Origin of the sequence: Pseudomonas sp. SWRI111 (assembly GCF_014268555.1) — a bacterium.
In the GTDB taxonomy this organism is placed as follows: domain Bacteria; phylum Pseudomonadota; class Gammaproteobacteria; order Pseudomonadales; family Pseudomonadaceae; genus Aquipseudomonas; species Aquipseudomonas hamedanensis.
Genome location: NZ_JABWQQ010000002.1, coordinates 349,923 through 367,896 on the forward strand (window position 1 = coordinate 349,923; position 17,974 = coordinate 367,896).

The window sequence follows — 17,974 nt, forward strand, 5'->3', positions numbered from 1 at the left end:
GTGGGTGCACCTGTCTCCATGACACTTTTGTTTCAATCCACTCTTTAGCTGTGCAATGCTGGCGCCGAGACCGTTCGCCAACTACAGCTTAAGTATCCAACACGTAGAAACCGCGCGGTGCCGTCCACTTGCCCCTCTGGGGCGCTGCTACTCAGGGGGTCTGCATGCTCACCCTGCTCAATCTGCTCTCCGCCGTCGCCCTGCTGATCTGGGGTACGCACATCGTCCGAACCGGCATTTTGCGGGTCTACGGCACCAACCTGCGACATGTGATCGGCCAGAACATGTCGAAGAAATGGCTGGCGTTTGTCGCCGGCATTCTGGTGACTGCGATGGTGCAAAGCAGCAACGCCACCGCCATGCTCGTCACCTCGTTTGTCGGCCAGGGCCTGATGGCGCTGACCCCGGCGCTGGCGACCATGCTCGGCGCCGACGTCGGTACGGCGCTGATGGCGCGCGTGCTGACTTTCGATCTGTCGTGGCTGTCGCCGCTGCTGATTTTCCTCGGGGTGATTTTCTTTCTCTCGCGCAAACAGACGCGGCTCGGGCAGATGGGCCGGGTATCGATCGGCCTGGGGCTGATCATTCTCGCGCTGCAATTGATCGTCGAGGCCGCCGCGCCGATTACCCACGCGCAAGGGGTGAAGGTGATCTTCGCCTCGCTGACCGGCGACATTCTGCTCGACGCCCTGGTCGGCGCGTTGTTCGCGATGATTTCCTACTCCAGTCTCGCTGCCGTGCTGCTCACCGCCACGCTGGCTGGCGCTGCGGTGATCAGCTTACCGGTGGCGATCGGTCTGGTGATCGGCGCCAACATCGGCAGCGGCATTCTTGCGTTCATGAGCACCAGCATGCAGAACGCCGCCGGCCGCCAGGTGGCGCTGGGCAGCCTGCTGTACAAACTGATCGGCCTGCTGCTGATCATCCCGGTGCTTGATCCACTGGTGCACTGGATCGACAGCCTCGATTTCAGCCCGCAGGAAATGGTCATCGGCTTTCACCTGCTGTACAACACCGCGCGCTGCCTGATTCTGCTGCCAAGCGTCGGGCCGATGGCGCGGCTGTGTGCCTGGCTGTTGCCGGAGCGCCCGGAGATCAATGGCACGGCCAAGCCCCGTCACCTCGATGCGACGGCGCTGTCGACGCCGAGCCTGGCGCTGGCCAACGCGGCGCGAGAAACCCTGCGCATGGGCGATCTGCTCGACAACATGCTCGACGCCAGCCTTGATGTCCTGCGCGGCAAGCAAACGGCAGTGACCCAGGAAATTCGCCGGATGACGGACGACATCGAGTCGCTGTACAGCGCAATCAAGCTCTACCTGGCGCAGATGCCGCGCGAGGACCTCGGCGAACAGGACAGCCGGCGCTGGGCCGAGATCATCGAACTGGCGATCAACCTGAAACTGGGTGCTGATTTGATTGAGCGCATGTTGCGCAAAATCCAGCAGCAGAAAACCTCGCAACGGCGTTCGTTCTCTGAGGAAGGCCTGGAAGATCTGGCCGGGCTGCAGCAGCAACTGATCGCCAACCTGCGGCTGGGGCTGTCGGTGTTTCTCAGTGGCGACGAGGAGAGTGCCCGGCAGTTGCTGCGCGAAAAACGCCGCTTTCGCGCACAAGAACGACGCTTGGCCCACGCCCACGTCAGCCGTTTGCAACGCAAGATCGTGCAGAGTATTGAGACCAGTTCGTTGCACCTGGAGTTGATTGCCGATATGAAACGTCTGAACTCGCTGTTTTGCGGCAGTGCCTATGTGGTGCTGGAAACGGCGGATACCGGGGCGCTGGCGGTGGATGATATCGCCGACATTACGCATTCGCCTTGAACGTCTGGGGCTGGGGTCAGTCAGTTACAGTGATTCAGCCTCAAGATCTTCGCGAGCAGGCTCGCTCCCACAGGGTGTGACGATTCGACCTGCTTGCGAATAGCGGTCTGACTGACGACACGGATCTCCAAACCAGCCGTATGGAAGCCTGTTATGCGTTGCCTGTTGTTCGCCTGTCTGTTGCTCGGTTCCCTGCCCGCTTTTGCCCTGGATCGTTTTCAGGTTGAAGGCTATGCGTTGCCCAACGGTTTGCAGTTGCTGCTCAAACCCGGCACCGAGCGCGGCCACGTGGCGATTCGTCTGGTGGTCGGCGTCGGTCTCGATGACTTCGATTGCGCAGACAAAGAGCTGCCGCACTTGCTCGAACACTTGCTGTTCAGCGGCATCGACGCCACGGGCGAAGGCGGCCTGGAAGAACGCATGCAGGCGCTCGGTGGCGACTGGAACGCGTTCACCAGTAACGCCGACACCACGTTTGTTATCGAGGCTCCGGCGAAAAACCAGCGCAAGGTCCTCGACCTGCTGCTCGCGCTGTTGACCCAGACACGCATCGACGAGAACGCGATCAACGCCGCCAAACGCGTGGTCGAGCGTGAGGACGGCGGCCATTACACGCGCCTGCGCCGCTTCCTCGATCGCCAGGACCTGGGCCACTCCGCGAGCAATCAACTGGCGGTCGAGCTGGGCCTGAAATGCCCGCAGCGCGCCGAAGTCGGCCACCTGACCCAAGCGCAACTGGAGAAAGTGCGCCAGGCCTGGTACGCGCCGAACAACATGACGCTGATCGTCGTCGGCGAGCTCGACAAGTTGCTGCCGGCGTATCTGGAGCGCACCTGGGGCGCGTTGCAAGCCGTCGAGCCGAGCGAACATCGTCCGCTGCCGGACCTGCGCGTCAGCGCCGCGCATGAGCGCACCCTCACCCGTGGTTTCATGGGCGATGGCGCCAAGCTGCACTGGCTGGTGCCGGAGCCGGTGCTGGACGATCAGCACGACGAGACGTTCGATATTCTCAAGGATTACCTCGACTGGGCGCTGTACCGGCAGATTCGCCTCAACCATGGGTTGTCTTACGGGCCGTGGGCCGAGCGCGAAGTGTTTGGCGGCGTCGGCTTCATGAGCCTCAATGCCGACCTGGATCGCGATGACGTCGACGAAGCCATCCAGGTGCTCGAGGATCTCAAGGCCGACCTGCTGAAAAACGGCCTCGACCCGACCACCTTCGCCCGCATCAAACAAGCCGCCATCGCCCACCAGGCTTGGGCCGTGCAGGGCAACAGCGCCCTGGCGGATTATTACTGGAGCGCGCTGAACGACTACGAGGACGGCCGCTTCGCCAACCCGGCGCGGGAGCTGCAAGGCGTGACGCTGGAAGACGCGAACAAGGCCATGCGCGAGCTGCTGTTGCAACCGGGGTATTTCAGGGTCGAAAAGCCGTTGATCAGTGATGATCAGGTGCTGTGGCTGGTGGCGGGTGGTGTCGGGGTGTTGCTGCTGATCGTGATCGGCTGGCGCCTTCACCGCCGAAAACCCGCCGAACACTGACCTTGTACTGCCCCCAAAATGTGGGAGCGGGCTTGCTCGCGAATGCGGTGTATCAGACACGAATGCTTGCCCTGACCCACCGCCTTCGCGAGCAAGCCCGCTCCCACAGAGGACAGAGGGTGATTTACGATCCGCAACCTCGCCACAACGCCCGGCGGACGCTACTCTGTCGGAGTATTTCCCTACCTTGTCGTGAATCGCCCCCATGTCGAAAATTACCCTCCTGATCCAGCGCCTTCTCGAACTGATGAAGCGCTATCCCGGGGTCATTGCGGCGGGCGGTTTCATCTCCGGGGTCGGCAGTTTCATTCTGGTCGATCGCCAACAGGGGCTGGCGAGCTGGATCACCGTGATCATGCTGCTGAGCTGGATCTGGCTGATGCTGGAAAACACCCTGACCGGGTTGTTCACGCGGATCTTCAAACGCGAAATTCCCCAGCCGTTGCTGCGTTACGCGACGCAGATGATCCATCAGGAAAGCCTGTTTTTCGTTCTGCCGTTTTTCTTTATCACCACGACCTGGAACAGCGGCCAGTTGATTTTCACCGGCCTGCTCAGCGTCGCCGCGCTGATTTCCATCGTCGATCCGCTCTATTACAAATGGCTGGCACCACGGCGCTGGGCGTTTCTGGCGCTGCACACCCTGACCCTGTTCGCCGCCCTGCTCACGGCGCTGCCGGTGATCATGCACCTGACCACCGCGCAGAGTTTCAAATGGGCGCTGGGGATTGCCGTGCTGCTGTCGTTCCCGAGCCTGGCGTCGATCTTCCCGATCCGCACCGTGCGTAACGCCCTGGCAATTCTGTTTATCACCGTCGGCATCGGCGGCGTCGGTTGGGCGCTGCGTTCGTGGGTGCCGCCGGCGACGCTGTGGATGACTGACGTGGCGATCAGTACGCAACTGCAGGACCGCACCCCGGGCGCCAGCCTGGATACCGTCAGCGCCGAGCAGATCCGCAACGGCGGGCTCTATGCCTACACCGCGATCAACGCACCGCGTGGCCTCGACGAGCGGATTTATCACGTCTGGCAATTCAACGGCAAAGAGGTCGATCGCATCGCCCTCGATATCCATGGCGGCCGCAAGGAAGGCTATCGGGCGTGGACGCACAAGCAGAACTTCCCCGGCAACCCGGCGGGCAAATGGCAGGTGCGGGTGCTGACCGAGGATGGCCAGTTGATCGGCGTGCTGCGCTTCGCGATCACGGACAGCACACCGGCCAAAGAAAAGTAATCCGGTTCGTGCTATTACGTAGGTTCTTGTAACAGCCGTATAAGCACGGAGCTTATGACCAGCAGCCCAACGCCCGGCAGTGCCCACCTGGACACCTCGCTCAGCCCCGCCCGCCTGCGCATTACCGGCGACTGGACGCTCGCCCATTACACCGCGCTCAAGCACCTGAGCGAAAAACTGCACGGCCAGTACGACGCCAACACTGCGATCGATCTCAATGGCCTCGGCGCCCTCGATACCGCTGGCGCCTCGTTGCTGGTCGAACTGCTTGGGGCCGAGCGCCTGGGCAAGTCCGCCGAACACCCCGATTGCACCCTGTCCACCGCCGACCGCGCGCTGCTGCAAACGGTGTATTGCTCGCTGAATGATTTCTGCGTGCCGATCAAAGAGCCGGAAATCAGCGTCAGCGTGCAACTGCTCACGCGCATCGGCCGCGCGGTGGATACGGTGTGGAAAGACACGATGCAGTTGCTCGGCTTCGTCGGGCTGATTCTGGAAGTCATCGCCCGTGGCCTGTTCCGGCCCAAACGCTGGCGCATTACGCCGATGATTGCGCACATCGAGCAGACCGGCCTCGACGCCGCGCCCATCGTGGCGCTGCTGACCTTTCTGGTCGGCGCCGTGGTGGCCTTTCTCGGTGCGACGGTGTTGGCCAGTTTCGGTGCGACGATTTTTACCGTGGATCTGGTCGGCTTTTCGTTCCTGCGTGAATTTGGCGTGCTGCTCACCGCGATCCTGATGGCCGGGCGCACCGCCAGTGCTTTCACCGCGCAGATCGGCTCAATGAAGGCCAACGAAGAAATCGACGCGATCCGCACCCTCGGCCTCGACCCGATCGAATTGCTGGTGGTGCCGCGCGTGCTGGCGCTCCTGGTGGCGCTGCCGATGCTGACGTTTCTGGCGATGCTCTCGGGGATTGTTGGCGGCGGCGTGGTCTGCGCGGTGTCGCTGGATATTTCGCCGGCGATGTTCCTCTCGCTGCTGCAATCGGACATCGGTATTCAGCATTTTCTGGTGGGCCTGGTGAAGGCACCGATCTTCGCCTTCCTGATCGCGGCGATTGGCTGCCTGGAAGGCTTCAAGGTCAGCGGCAGCGCCGAATCGGTTGGCGCTCACACCACGTCCAGCGTGGTCCAGTCGATTTTCGTGGTGATCGTGCTCGACGCGGTGGCCGCCTTGTTCTTCATGGAGATGGGCTGGTGAGTCGTTTACCCCGCGCGCCCTCCGAGGCGGTGATTGAAGTCCGTGACCTGTGCAATCGTTTCGGCAGCCAGAGCGTGCACGAGCACCTCGATCTGGATGTCTACAAAGGCGAAATTCTCGCCGTGGTCGGTGGCTCCGGCACCGGTAAATCGGTGCTGCTGCGCAGCATTGTCGGGCTGAACCGGCCCAGCGAAGGCAGCGTCAAAGTCTTTGGCCAGAACCTGCCGAGCCTCGCTGAGCATGAGCGTTCGTTGATCGAACGGCGCTTCGGCGTGCTGTTCCAGAAAGGCGCGCTATTTTCGTCGCTGACCGTGACCGAGAACGTCGCCCTGCCCCTTATCGAACACGCCGGCCTCAGCCGCCATGACGCCGAACACCTGGCGGCGGTAAAACTGGCACTGGCCGGGCTGCCGCTGTCGGCGGCGGACAAATACCCGGCGTCGCTGTCCGGCGGCATGATCAAGCGCGCGGCACTGGCGCGGGCCTTGGCGCTGGATCCGGACATCCTGTTTCTCGATGAACCCACCGCCGGCCTCGATCCGATTGGCGCGGCGCAGTTCGATCAATTGATCCTGACCCTGCGTGACGCGCTGGGCCTGAGCGTATTTTTGGTGACCCACGACCTCGACACGCTCTACACCATCACCGATCGCGTGGCGGTGCTGGCGCAGAAGAAGGTGCTGGTCGCCGGCCCCATCGACGTCGTCTCGGAAACCGACGACGCGTGGATTCACGAATATTTCCACGGCCCGCGCGGCCGCTCGGCGCTGGACGCCGCTAAACTGCTCAACGAGGTCTGACATGGAAACCCGAGCCCATCATGTGTTGATTGGCCTGTTCACGGTAATCGTCGTGGCGGGCGCCCTGCTCTTCGGCCTGTTTCTGGCCAAATCCAGCGTCGACACCGAGTTCAAGGATTACGAAGTGGTGTTCAACGAGGCGGTCAGCGGTTTGTCCAAGGGCAGTTCGGTGCAGTACAGCGGGATCAAGGTCGGTGACGTGGTCAGCCTGCGTCTCGACCCGCAGGATCCACGGCGAGTCCTGGCGCGGATTCGCCTCGCTGGCGACACGCCGGTCAAGGAAGACACCCAGGCCAAACTGGCGCTGACTGGCATCACCGGCACCTCGATCATCCAGCTCAGCGGCGGCACGCCCGAGAGTCCGAAACTGCGCGGTCACGACGGCCAGTTGCCGACCCTCATCGCCTCGCCCTCGCCTATTTCGCGCCTGCTCAACGACAGCAGCGACTTGATGACGGGCATCAGCGCGCTGCTGCACAACGCCAACCAGATGTTTTCCGCCGAGAACGTCGAACGCGTCAGCAGCACCCTCGCCCACCTTGAGCAAACCACCGGGACGATCAACGACCAACGCGGCGACATCAAACAGGCCATGCAGCAATTGGCGACTGTCGGCAAACAGGCCGGCAGCATGCTCGAACAGACCTCGCTGCTGATGCGCAACGCCAATGGCTTGCTCAACGATCAGGGCAAACAGGCCTTGGGCAGTGCCGAACAGGCGATGAAGTCGCTGGAGCAAAGCAGCGTGACCATCAACGGCTTGCTCAGCAAAAACCAGAATTCGCTGGATAACGGCATGCAGGGCCTCAACGGCCTGGCCCCGGCGATTCGCGAACTGCGCGAGACGCTGACCTCGCTGCGCGCCATTTCCCAACGCCTCGAGGCCAACCCCAGCGGTTACCTGCTGGGCAGCGACAAGAACAAGGAATTCACCCCATGAAACTGACTCGAATCGCCCTGCTCGTCGCTGGCTTGAGCCTGATCGGCGCTTGCTCGATTTTGCCCCAGTCGGAGCCTTCGGATGTCTACCGCTTGCCCGCCGCGCAGGCGCCCGCCTCGGCCAGTCCGGCGGCGGCTCAATCGTGGTCGCTGCGCTTGAATAAATGGCAGGCGAGCGAAGCATTGAATCGGCCGAGTATTGCGGTGATCCCCCAGGGCGACATGATCAGCAGCTACAAGGGCTCGCGCTGGAGCGATCCGGCGCCGGTGTTGCTGCGTAACCGCTTGCTCGACGGCTTTGCGCGTGATGGTCGGGTGACGTTGCTGAGCACTGATGACAGCAACTTCCAGGCGGATCTGGAACTGGGCGGCAGCTTGCAGGCGTTTCAGACGGAGTATCAGGGCACGCAGGCCGGCGTCGTGGTGCGGGTCGATGCATTGCTGGTGCGTGGCTACGATCAGCGGATTCTCGCGAGCCGCCGCTTTGAAGAGCGCCAGCCGCTGAACGATGTGCAGGTCCCGGCGGTGGTGGCCGGGTTTGGCCAGGCCAGTGATCGTCTTACCGCCAAGGTTGTGGCTTGGGCGGTAGAACAAGGCCAGAAATTAGCTCCACAACCCCGCTGACACACCACAACCCCTGTAGGAGTGAGCCTGCTCGCGATAGCGGTGTGGCAGTCGCCATCATCGGTGACTGCTACACCGCTATCGCGAGCAGGCTCACTCCTACAAATGGCTCTGTGATCAGCCGAAGAACCAGTAGCAGACGAAAATGGCGCCGACCACCCCGGCAAACTCCGCGAGCAACGCACAGCCCACCGCATGTCTCGCGCGCTGAATCCCCACCGCACCGAAATACACCGCCAGCACATAAAACGTCGTCTCGGTACTGCCTTGAATCGTCGCCGCGACCAGCGCCGGGAAGCTGTCGACGCCCGAAGTCTTCATGGTTTCGATCAGCATCGCCCGCGCGGCGCTGCCGGAGAACGGTTTGACCATCGCCGTCGGCAGCGCATCAACGAAGCGCGTGTCCCAGCCAGCCCATTCGACCAGATGACGAATACCGTCCAGGCCGAAATCCAGCGCACCTGACGCACGCAACACGCCAACCGCGCAGAGCATCGCCACCAGATACGGCAACAGATTCTTCGCCACGTCGAAGCCTTCTTTCGCGCCCTCGACGAACGCCTCATAGACCTTCACTTTGCGTAAAGCGCCGATGAGCAGAAACAGCATGATCAGCCCGAACAGCGTGAGATTGCCGAGGATCGACGACAATCCCGCCAGAGCGGTGGCCGAAAGGGTGCCGAGCAGGGCCATGAAACCGCCGAGAATCAGCGCACCGGGCACCAGATAGGCCAGCACCACCGGGTCCCAGATGCGCAGGCGCTGCATGAACGCCACTGAGAGAAAGCCGACGATCGTCGAGCAACTGGTTGCCAGCAGAATCGGCAGGAACACCAGGGTGGGATCCGGCGCACCTTGCTGCGCGCGGTACATGAAGATGGTCACCGGCAGCAGAGTCAGGGAGGAGGCGTTGAGCACCAGAAACAGGATTTGCGCGTTGCTGGCGATGGTGGCGCTGGGATTGAGCTCTTGCAGCGCCTTCATGGCTTTCAGGCCGATCGGCGTGGCGGCGTTGTCCAGGCCCAGGCCGTTGGCGGCGAAGTTCAGGGTGATCAGGCCAAGGGCAGGGTGGCCGGCCGGCACTTCCGGCATCAGCCGCAGGAACAGCGGCCCAAGGACTTTCGCCAGCCATTCGACGATCCCGGCCTTCTCGGCGATGCGCAGAAAGCCCAGCCACAGGGTGAGCGTGCCGAATAGCAGCACCATGACTTCGACCGACAGCTTGGCCATGGCAAAAATGCTATCCACCATCGCCGCGAAAATCCCCGCGTTGCCGCCAATCAGCCACTGCGCCAGCGCCGACACGGCTGCCACGATGAAGAAGCCAAGCCACAGGCCATTAAGCATCAGTCAAATCCCCCGAAGAATGCGGCGAATGATAGCGGGGTCGCCAGAAACGACAAACCCCGGATTGCTCCGGGGTTCGTGTGTTCGACTCGGTCCCCTGTAGGAGTGAGCCTGCTCGCGATTGAGGGCAGCACATTCAACATCTCTGTTGTCTGGCACACCGCTATCGCGAGCAGGCTCACTCCTACAAGGTTTTGTATCAGTTCTTGGAGATCTCACCCGCCGGCAGTTTTTCCTTGCTGCGCCAGTGCGGCAGGGAGTTCCAGTAGCGCTGGCCCTTGGCGTCGTCGTACATACCTTCCCAGCGTGCGATGACCAGCACTGCCAGGGCGTTGCCGATCACGTTCAATGCGGTACGGGCCATGTCCATGACGCGGTCGACACCAGCGATGAACGCCAGGCCTTCGAGCGGAATACCGACACTGCCCAGCGTCGCCAGCAGCACGACGAAGGACACGCCCGGTACGCCGGCGATGCCTTTGGAGGTGACCATCAGCGTCAGCACCAGCAGCAATTGCTGGCTGATCGACAAGTCGATGCCGTACAGCTGAGCGATGAAGATCGCGGCAATCGACTGGTACAGGGTCGAGCCGTCGAGGTTGAACGAGTAACCGGTCGGCACCACGAAGCTACAGATGGCTTTCGGCGCGCCGTAGGCTTCCATCTTCTCGATGACCCGCGGCAGCACGGTTTCCGAAGAAGCGGTGGAGTAGGCCAGCACCAGCTCATCCTTGAAGATGCGCATCAGCTTGATCACCGAGAAACCGAACAGTTTGGCGATCAGGCCCAGCACCACGAAGGCGAAGAAGGCGATGGCGACGTAAACCAGAATCACCAGTTTCGCCAGCGGCACCAGCGAGGCAAAACCGAAGTTGGCGACGGTCACCGCGATCAGTGCAAACACGCCGATCGGGGCGTAGTTCATGATCATGTGGGTGACTTTGAACATGCTTTCCGAGACGCCCTGGAACATCTTTACCAGCGGCTCGCGCAGGTCCGACTGCAGGCTCGACAGACCGAGACCGAACAGCACCGAGAAGAAGATGATCGGCAGCATTTCGCCGCGGGCCATGGCCGCGAAGATGTTCGACGGGATCAGGTTGAGAATGGTCTCGATGAACGCATGCTCATGCTGCACTTCGGCGGCGGTCGCCTGGTACTTCGAGATATCGACCGTGCCCAGGGTGCTCATATCGATGCCGGTGCCCGGGTGGAACACATTGGCCAGCACCAGACCGACGACGATCGCGATGGTCGTCACAATTTCGAAGTAGATGATCGTCTTCAGGCCGATCCGCCCCAGCTTCTTGGCGTCGCCGACGCCGGCAATGCCGACGATCAGGGAAGAGATGACGATCGGAATCACGATCATCTTGATCAGACGGATAAAGATATCGCCTGCCGGTTGCAGGACGTTGCTGATCCACCAGGCCTTCTCGGCACTGAAGTGGTTGAGCAACGCACCAATTGCAATCCCCAATACCAGACCGATGAGGATCTGCCAGGCGAGGCTAAGCTTTGCCTTCTTCATTATCTTTACCCTTACTTGCGTTTGACTCAGGCACATGCAGGAACTGGAACGCTCATCAGCGGAAAAGTCTGTGCATCTGCCTCCGTATAAGGTGCCCCGAAGCGCGTATTTACGGCTCTTCGGCAGGCGAAAAAAGGCGCAACTATTCCGATGCAAGGTTGCGCCGTCTAATGCCGTAAACGCCTACCCTATGCCGAATCGGCATGAGCTTTTTTAAATGAAACTGGCGTCCCAACCGGTTCGATTGTGACATTTCAGCCGGCAAAAGTGCCGTGAACCGGCCATTGCAGCGTAGATTGATTATTTTTTGAGCGAAAAAAATCGACGAAAAATCTCGGAAAATGCCTACGTAGGGAGACTAGAAGTCTTACTGTTTGAACGATCTCTTTGTCGATATACGGTCGCCAGGAAACACTACGAAATGTTTTCCCGCGCAGTATTGTCGCTTCCAACGCTGAGCTGGGCGCTCTGGATCAACGTTTTGCTGAATGGGAAGCTCAGCGCAAGTCCGTCGAGCCGCGGTGGGCTGGCGAACCTGCGTTGCAGCTTTTACTGACCCTGACCCGGCCCTCGCGCAGGCACTCCCTGTACCCGTAGGTCACTCCGACCTTGCAACAGTCAGAGCGTCCCGGCCCCCTGGTCATGCCTCGACCCTGGGGTGGGTCGGGCAGTGGAAAGCAGCAGGGCTGCTGCCTTCATGTGCGAATCAATTCAATACCACTTCGGATCTTTCTTGAGGGTTTCCATCAACAGATCCTGCATGCCCTGGTCGGGTTTGCCGAAGAAGCGGTAGGTGGCGTGTCGCGTCGGCGACTTGTCCTGCGGCAGGCCTTCAGGCACATCGACCAGCATGGCGTAAGCGTCGTCCTTGTCGAAGCTGAAGGCGACGATCAAGCGATGGTTCAGGCACTTGTCCTGATTTTCGCAGAGCGGGCCGACCAGATATTTGTCGCCGTCTTCAGTCACGGCGTGCATCTGCTGTTCGGAGGTACCCGACAGGTTGATCACCCACTCCGGTACACGCTCTTCCTTTTTGATCACGCCTTCCCAGGTTTCGCGGTACTGCTCGTCTGCGGCGAGCAATTCGTTGACCCGGGTCTGGCCGTCGTTGGCCGCCATCACCATGGCACTGCCGCCCAGGAGCAGGGCGGCTGCCAATGTCTTTAACGCACTCATCGTTAACCTCGGCCGCGACGGCCAAAGAAGAAGGAAGCGATGAACATCACCAGGAACACGACAAAGAGAATCTTGGCGATACCCGTGGCGGTGCCCGCGATACCACCGAAGCCCAGAACTGCAGCGATGATGGCAATGATCAGAAATGTGATTGCCCAACTCAACATGGTGATTCTCCTTACTTCTCTATTTAGGGATCTTGCGTTTCCGGCGTCTGGCGCCCGAATTCATTCATTCAATCGTTCAGAACACCCAGCGTTCCTGTTGCGGTAGCTCGTCCAGTGGCTGCGCCTGGTCGACATCCATCATGCGCATCGAGGCGCTCTCGGCCTGGCTGTTGCTGACGGCACTGAAGTGCGTTTGCGTCGTGTGCTGGACCGAGATCAGCGGCTCAGGTTGCTGGCTGCTTTCCCAGCGCAGGTACTGCTGACAGGCAATCAGGGTGATCAACAGGGCAAGTGCGCCAAACAGAGCTTGCTGAATGTGCAGTGGCGAAATACGCAGTTGGGCGGCACGTTGGCGAGTCATCCTGGGTTCCTCACTCTTATTCGGTTGGGGCAGTTCATGTCTGCCCGGGCTACCGGAGGTATTGCAGTCTGCATGCCAGTTTTTTCATTGAAAAAAATACAATAAAATCAATAAGTTATGATCGATATGGAAAAAGGCTACGACGCATCCTGCACGATGGCTCATCTGCGGTCGTGCGCAATGCACGATTATTTCGTAGGAGAATTCATAGTTATGGAATTGATGGCAGGATGCAGATGTCAGAACAGGACGTAAGGCGCGTCGTGAAAATCTCGGTTTGTTTAAAAAATCAACAAAATCAAAGGATTGGCCGTAAAGGCAGGAGAGGGCTACCCTCCCATGACTGGCTTCGTTCAGAATCAACCATGCAACTTGCCCGATTTTTCCGGGACTAACCCAAGACTAATCACTATGGAGCGTAGGAAAAATGGAATCTGCCACTGAGCATCAAGGCCGCATTCTGCTGGTGGACGACGAATCCGCCATCCTGCGTACGTTCCGTTATTGCCTTGAAGATGAAGGCTATACGGTGGCCACCGCCAACAGCGCGGCACAGGCCGAAGCATTGCTGCAACGCCAGGTCTTTGATCTGTGCTTTCTCGATTTGCGCCTGGGCGAGGACAACGGTCTCGACGTCCTCGCGCAAATGCGTATCCAGGCGCCGTGGATGCGCGTGGTGATCGTCACCGCACACTCGGCGGTCGACACCGCTGTGGATGCCATTCAGGCGGGCGCCGCGGATTATCTGGTCAAACCGTGCAGCCCCGATCAATTGCGTCTGGCGACCGCCAAGCAATTGGAAGTGCGCCAGCTCTCGGCGCGCCTCGAAGCCCTCGAAGGCGAGATGCGCAAGCCCAAGGACGGTCTCGATTCCCACAGCCCGGCGATGAAAGTCGTACTGGAGACGGCGCGGCAGGTGGCGAGCACTGACGCCAACATTCTGATTCTTGGCGAGTCCGGTACCGGTAAAGGTGAGCTGGCCCGGGCCATTCACGGCTGGAGCAAGCGCGAGAAGAAGTCCTGTGTGACCATCAACTGCCCGTCGTTGACCGCCGAATTGATGGAAAGCGAGTTGTTCGGCCACAGCCGCGGCGCTTTTACCGGCGCCAGCGAAAGCACGTTGGGGCGAGTCAATCAGGCCGACGGCGGCACGTTGTTTCTCGACGAGATCGGCGATTTTCCTTTGACGTTGCAACCCAAGTTGTTGCGCTTCATTCAAGACAAGGAATATGAGCGGGTCGGCGATCCGGTCACGCGCCGGGCGGATGTTCGAATTCTCGCCGCGACCAACCTCAACCTTGAAGACATGGTCCGCGATGGGCGTTTCCGGGAAGACCTGTTGTATCGCCTCAACGTTATTACGCTGCACTTGCCGCCGTTGCGCGAGCGCGCCGAGGACATCTTGACCTTGGCCGACCGCTTTCTTGCGCGTTTCGTCAAAGAGTACGCGCGGCCAGCGCGGGGGTTCAGCGATGAAGCCCGCGAAGCGCTGCTCGGCTATCGCTGGCCGGGCAATATTCGTGAATTGCGCAACGTGGTCGAGCGGGCGAGCATCATCTGCCCACAGGAACGCGTGGAGATCAGTCACCTCGGCATGGCCGAGCAACCGGCCAACAATGCGCCTCGTGTCGGCGCAGCGCTGAGCCTCGATGAATTGGAGAAGGCGCATATCGGCGCCGTGCTCGCCACTGCCGGCACCCTCGATCAGGCGGCGAAGACCCTGGGTATCGACGCTTCGACCCTGTATCGCAAGCGCAAGCAGTACAACCTGTGAGCGCCGCGCGATGAAACTGGCGATGAAGCTGCGCACGCGCCTGTTCCTGAGCATTTCTGCATTAATCACGGTGGCTTTGCTCGGGCTTCTGCTCGGGCTGGTCAGCGTGTTGCAGATGGCCGGTTCGCAGGAAGCGCTGGTGCGCAGCAATTTCATCACCCTGGACCTGGGCCTCAAGCTGCGGCAGACGCTGGGCGATCAACTGATCATCATGCTCGCGCAGAAGCCCGATCCGGTCGCGTTTGAAGCGTCCAAGCAGCATTATTTCCAATTGCTTGATCAGGGTATCGCCCAACAGGGCAGCGATGAGCTGGCCTATGGCTTCAAGCAGGCCAAGGCCGATTACCTCAAGTTTCTCGCCTCCTTCGATGTCTCGGCAGAGGCGGCCAGAGACGCCAGCGCCAGTGCCGACTTCCGTGAGCGCTTCAATATTCTGCGCAGTGGCTTGATCGCCGAGCACAAGCAGGCCTTGGACAATATCAACGCGGTGCAACACGCCGCGCGTGAGCGCGCCTTGCTCATTGCCGGACTGCTTGGGCTGGTTGGCCTGGCGGTGTTGATCATCGGTTTCGTGACGGCCCAGGGCATCGCCCGACGCTTCGGTGCGCCCATCGAGGCGCTGGCCAAGGCCGCCGACAGTATCGGCCAAGGCAATTACGATGTGACCTTGCCGATTTCATCGGCCATGGAAGTAAACCTGTTATCTCGGCGTTTCGGCCTGATGGCCGAGGCGTTGCGCCAGCACCAGGCAACCAACGTGGATGAGCTGCTCGCCGGCCAGCAACGTTTGCAGGCGGTGCTCGACAGTATCGACGACGGCTTATTAATGATCGATCGACAGGGCCATCTGGAGCACCTCAACCCGGTGGCGCAGCGCCAGTTGGGCTGGGAAGACGATCGTCTGGGGCAGGGACTGGGGACCGCTCTCGGGCGCCCGGAACTCGACGCGCAGCTGCAACTGGTGTTGCGCGGCGGCACGCTGGAGCGCGCGCCGGAAGACTTGAACATCGAGATCGATGGCGAGTCGCGCTTGCTGACCTACAGCCTGACGCCGGTCAGCCACACGCAAGGACATATCCTCGGCGCGGTGATGGTCTTGCACGACGTTACCGAGCAACGCGCCTTTGAGCGCGTGCGCAGTGAGTTCGTCTTGCGTGCTTCCCATGAACTGCGCACACCGGTCACTGGCATGCACATGGCGTTTGGTCTGTTCCGCGAGCGGACGCAGTTTGCCCCCGAGTCTCGCGAAGCCGACCTGCTTGATACCGTGAACGAAGAAATGCAGCGCCTGATGCAGTTGATCAATGACTTGCTCAACTTCTCGCGGTATCAGAACGGCCTGCAGAAGCTGACGCTGGCGCCGTGTTCCATCGACGATTTGCTGGAGCAGGCGCAATCACGCTTTGCCGATGTCGCCGCAGCGCAAGGCATTGCGTTGACAGTGGAAGTGCAAGGCCCGTTGCCGCGTTTGCAGGCCGACCAGGCGCAGCTTGATCGGGTACTCGACAATCTGATCGACAATGCCTTGCGCCATACCACGCGCGACGGGCAGATCCGCTTGCAGGCGCGGCGCCACGGCGAGCGAGTGATCATCAGTGTCGAAGACAACGGCGAGGGGATTCCCTACGGCCAGCAGGGGCGGATCTTCGAGCCGTTCGTGCAGGTCGGGCGCAAGAAGGGCGGCGCGGGTCTCGGCCTGGCTCTGTGCAAGGAAATCGTCCAGCTGCACGGTGGGCGGATGGGCGTTTATTCGCGGCCGGGGCAGGGCACGCAGTTTTACATGGCGTTGGCGGTTTAGGCTTCGTCATCCATCCGGCGCGCGGCGAGCCGGCGCCCCCGGGTGATCAGTTCGATGAACTGCACCGCGCTCAGCGCATGGGCGAACAGCCAGCCCTGACCGAATTTCACCCCCTCGCTGCTGAGCAGTCGGGCTTGTGATTCCAGCTCGATGCCTTCGGCAATCACCTTCAGGTCCAGCGCCTGCGCCATGTGAATGATGTGCGGAGCGACGCCGCTGCTGGCCGCGTCATGGCCGAGCGCATCGATGAATGATTTATCGATCTTCAGGCAATCCACCGGCAGTGTCTGCAAGTAGGCGAGGCTGCAATAGCCGGTGCCGAAATCGTCGATCAGTACTTGATGGCCGACATCGCGCAGGGCCTGCAGGTTTTCCCGCGCCACCACGACATCGATCAGGCCGCGCTCGGTAACTTCAAAGGCGATCTGCCGCGCGGCGACGCGGTGCAGCGTCAGAAGCCGCGCCATCACCTGGCCGATGCGCGGCACCATCACATCGCATGCGGCGAGGTTTACCGAGATGTACAGCTGCGGATTGGCTCGCAGCAGTTGGCCCAGTTGCTCCAGCAAGCGCTGCAGGACGAAGTCGGTCATCTGGCGAATCTGTCCGGTATTTTCTGCCATCGGTATGAACAGGTCGGGACTGGTCAGGCTGCCGTCGGGGCGCCGCCAGCGCAGCAGGGCTTCGGCGCCAACGCAGTTGCGGCTGTCGAGGTCGAAGATCGGTTGATACAGCACCTGCAACTCGCCCCGGCGAATGGCGCCGTGCAGTTCGGCGTCCAGAGACTGGCGTTGGCGCACCAGTAACAACACCAGAAACCCGACAATCGCCCCGGCGAGCACACAGGCCGGCACCAGCCACCACCAGCCGGGCGGAATGTGCATACCGTTACGCGGTGTGATCAGCATCAGTTGATATTCGGGGTTATCGGTGGGCATGCGGTAGATCAGGTGGGTCTGGGTGACTTGCAGCGCATCGCCGGTTTGCGGTGGCCAGGGTGCGGTGGGGGGCCACGTCAGCGCCGTGCCGAGCACCGGGATTGCCCGGGTGCCGTGATCAAGCACCACGAGCAAGCTGCTACCGGGTGACAAATCGACCATGTCAGTCAAATGGCCGCGCGAGGTGGCGACACGGAAATTGCCACGCCCCAGCATCAAGGCGGCACGATTTTCATCGGGTTCGGTGGTGGTGTTCAGCCAGTAGCTATAGGTCGGGCCCTCGATGTCCGGTGCGCGGACCATCGACAAGCCGTCCTGGCGCGGGCGATTGGAACAGACCCGCGTAGCGTCCATGAAAGCCGCCTCATAGACGAAGCGGTAATTGAAAGTGACTTGTTGCAGGGTGGCGATCATTTCGTCGTCACAACTGCGCAGAGGCTGGGCTTCGAGATCGTCGAGACTTTCACGCAATTGACCGAACAACTGTTCAAGGCGCGCGAGAAAACGCTCGCCCTGGGCGTTCATTTCCTGACTTTCGTTGTATTCGAGCTGGCGCATGGCGACGAACGTGCCGCCAGCCATGAGCAGGCCCGCACTGAGGACAGCCGCGATCATCGCCAGAACGCCGGGGCGATAGAGTCCGCTACGCAGTGTCTCTCGGGTAGCAACCATCATGGAATATCCGAAGATTTACCAATGAGTTATAGCTGCTGATTG

Annotated in this window: 15 protein-coding genes; 9 read left to right on the forward strand and 6 right to left on the reverse strand. The window is 60.9% G+C overall.

The genetic code is table 11. The features are described 5' to 3' along the window. The first annotated feature begins 164 nt into the window (after positions 1-164). The 7 genes from HU755_RS05130 to HU755_RS05160 all read left to right on the forward strand — a co-directional run bounded on the left by HU755_RS05130 (position 165) and on the right by HU755_RS05160 (position 8,165). Entirely contained in the window at positions 165-1,823 is a 1,659-nt protein-coding gene (locus HU755_RS05130) for a Na/Pi cotransporter family protein (protein ID WP_186630815.1), read from the forward strand. A gap of 153 nt (positions 1,824-1,976) precedes the next feature. Further along, complete coding sequence (locus HU755_RS05135; protein ID WP_186630816.1) at positions 1,977-3,365, forward strand: pitrilysin family protein; 1,389 nt, start codon at positions 1,977-1,979, stop codon at positions 3,363-3,365. A 205-nt stretch (positions 3,366-3,570) separates the two neighbouring features. Next, positions 3,571-4,599, forward strand: a complete 1,029-nt coding sequence (locus HU755_RS05140) for a DUF5924 family protein (protein WP_186546262.1) — start codon at positions 3,571-3,573, stop codon at positions 4,597-4,599. Between the two features lie 54 nt (positions 4,600-4,653). Further along, positions 4,654-5,802, forward strand: coding sequence for an ABC transporter permease (locus tag HU755_RS05145; RefSeq protein WP_186630817.1), 1,149 nt, complete (start codon positions 4,654-4,656; stop codon positions 5,800-5,802). Continuing rightward, positions 5,799-6,602, forward strand: coding sequence for an ATP-binding cassette domain-containing protein (locus HU755_RS05150; RefSeq protein ID WP_186630818.1), 804 nt, complete (start codon positions 5,799-5,801; stop codon positions 6,600-6,602). The genes HU755_RS05145 and HU755_RS05150 overlap by 4 nt, the downstream gene beginning before the upstream one ends. A 1-nt stretch (position 6,603) precedes the next feature. Then, positions 6,604-7,542: an MlaD family protein gene (locus HU755_RS05155; protein ID WP_186546265.1), complete on the forward strand. Its 939-nt coding sequence runs from the start codon at positions 6,604-6,606 to the stop codon at positions 7,540-7,542. Continuing rightward, positions 7,539-8,165 (forward strand): ABC-type transport auxiliary lipoprotein family protein, encoded by a 627-nt coding sequence (locus HU755_RS05160; protein ID WP_186630819.1) that lies wholly within the window; start codon positions 7,539-7,541, stop codon positions 8,163-8,165. The genes HU755_RS05155 and HU755_RS05160 overlap by 4 nt, the downstream gene beginning before the upstream one ends. Before the next feature lie 117 nt (positions 8,166-8,282). On the opposite strand, the gene HU755_RS05165 is transcribed toward HU755_RS05160, so the two are convergent. The 5 genes from HU755_RS05165 to HU755_RS05185 all read right to left on the reverse strand — a co-directional run bounded on the left by HU755_RS05165 (position 8,283) and on the right by HU755_RS05185 (position 12,747). Continuing rightward, positions 8,283-9,512, reverse strand: coding sequence for a nucleoside recognition domain-containing protein (locus tag HU755_RS05165; RefSeq protein WP_186630820.1), 1,230 nt, complete (start codon positions 9,510-9,512; stop codon positions 8,283-8,285). A 199-nt stretch (positions 9,513-9,711) separates the two neighbouring features. Next, positions 9,712-11,043: a glutamate/aspartate:proton symporter GltP gene (gene gltP, locus HU755_RS05170; protein WP_186618880.1), complete on the reverse strand. Its 1,332-nt coding sequence runs from the start codon at positions 11,041-11,043 to the stop codon at positions 9,712-9,714. Between the two features lie 711 nt (positions 11,044-11,754). Then, positions 11,755-12,219: an inhibitor of vertebrate lysozyme family protein gene (locus tag HU755_RS05175; protein ID WP_186630821.1), complete on the reverse strand. Its 465-nt coding sequence runs from the start codon at positions 12,217-12,219 to the stop codon at positions 11,755-11,757. Positions 12,220-12,221: 2 nt separating this feature from the next. After that, complete coding sequence (locus HU755_RS05180) at positions 12,222-12,386, reverse strand: DUF1328 domain-containing protein (RefSeq protein ID WP_003177151.1); 165 nt, start codon at positions 12,384-12,386, stop codon at positions 12,222-12,224. A 76-nt stretch (positions 12,387-12,462) separates the two neighbouring features. Continuing rightward, complete coding sequence (locus HU755_RS05185; protein ID WP_186630822.1) at positions 12,463-12,747, reverse strand: hypothetical protein; 285 nt, start codon at positions 12,745-12,747, stop codon at positions 12,463-12,465. A gap of 427 nt (positions 12,748-13,174) precedes the next feature. Between HU755_RS05185 and algB the strand changes: the two genes are divergently transcribed. Both algB and HU755_RS05195 read left to right on the forward strand, forming a co-directional pair. Next, a complete protein-coding gene (algB, locus tag HU755_RS05190; RefSeq protein WP_186546271.1) occupies positions 13,175-14,521 on the forward strand; it encodes a sigma-54-dependent response regulator transcription factor AlgB in 1,347 nt (448 codons plus the stop codon). Positions 14,522-14,531: 10 nt separating this feature from the next. Further along, the gene (locus tag HU755_RS05195) at positions 14,532-16,319 is read left to right on the forward strand and encodes an ATP-binding protein (RefSeq protein WP_186630823.1); all 1,788 of its coding nucleotides are present in this window, start codon (positions 14,532-14,534) and stop codon (positions 16,317-16,319) included. On the opposite strand, the gene HU755_RS05200 is transcribed toward HU755_RS05195, so the two are convergent. Next, entirely contained in the window at positions 16,316-17,932 is a 1,617-nt protein-coding gene (locus HU755_RS05200) for an EAL domain-containing protein (RefSeq protein ID WP_186630824.1), read from the reverse strand. The genes HU755_RS05195 and HU755_RS05200 overlap by 4 nt on opposite strands. Positions 17,933-17,974 lie beyond the last annotated feature (42 nt).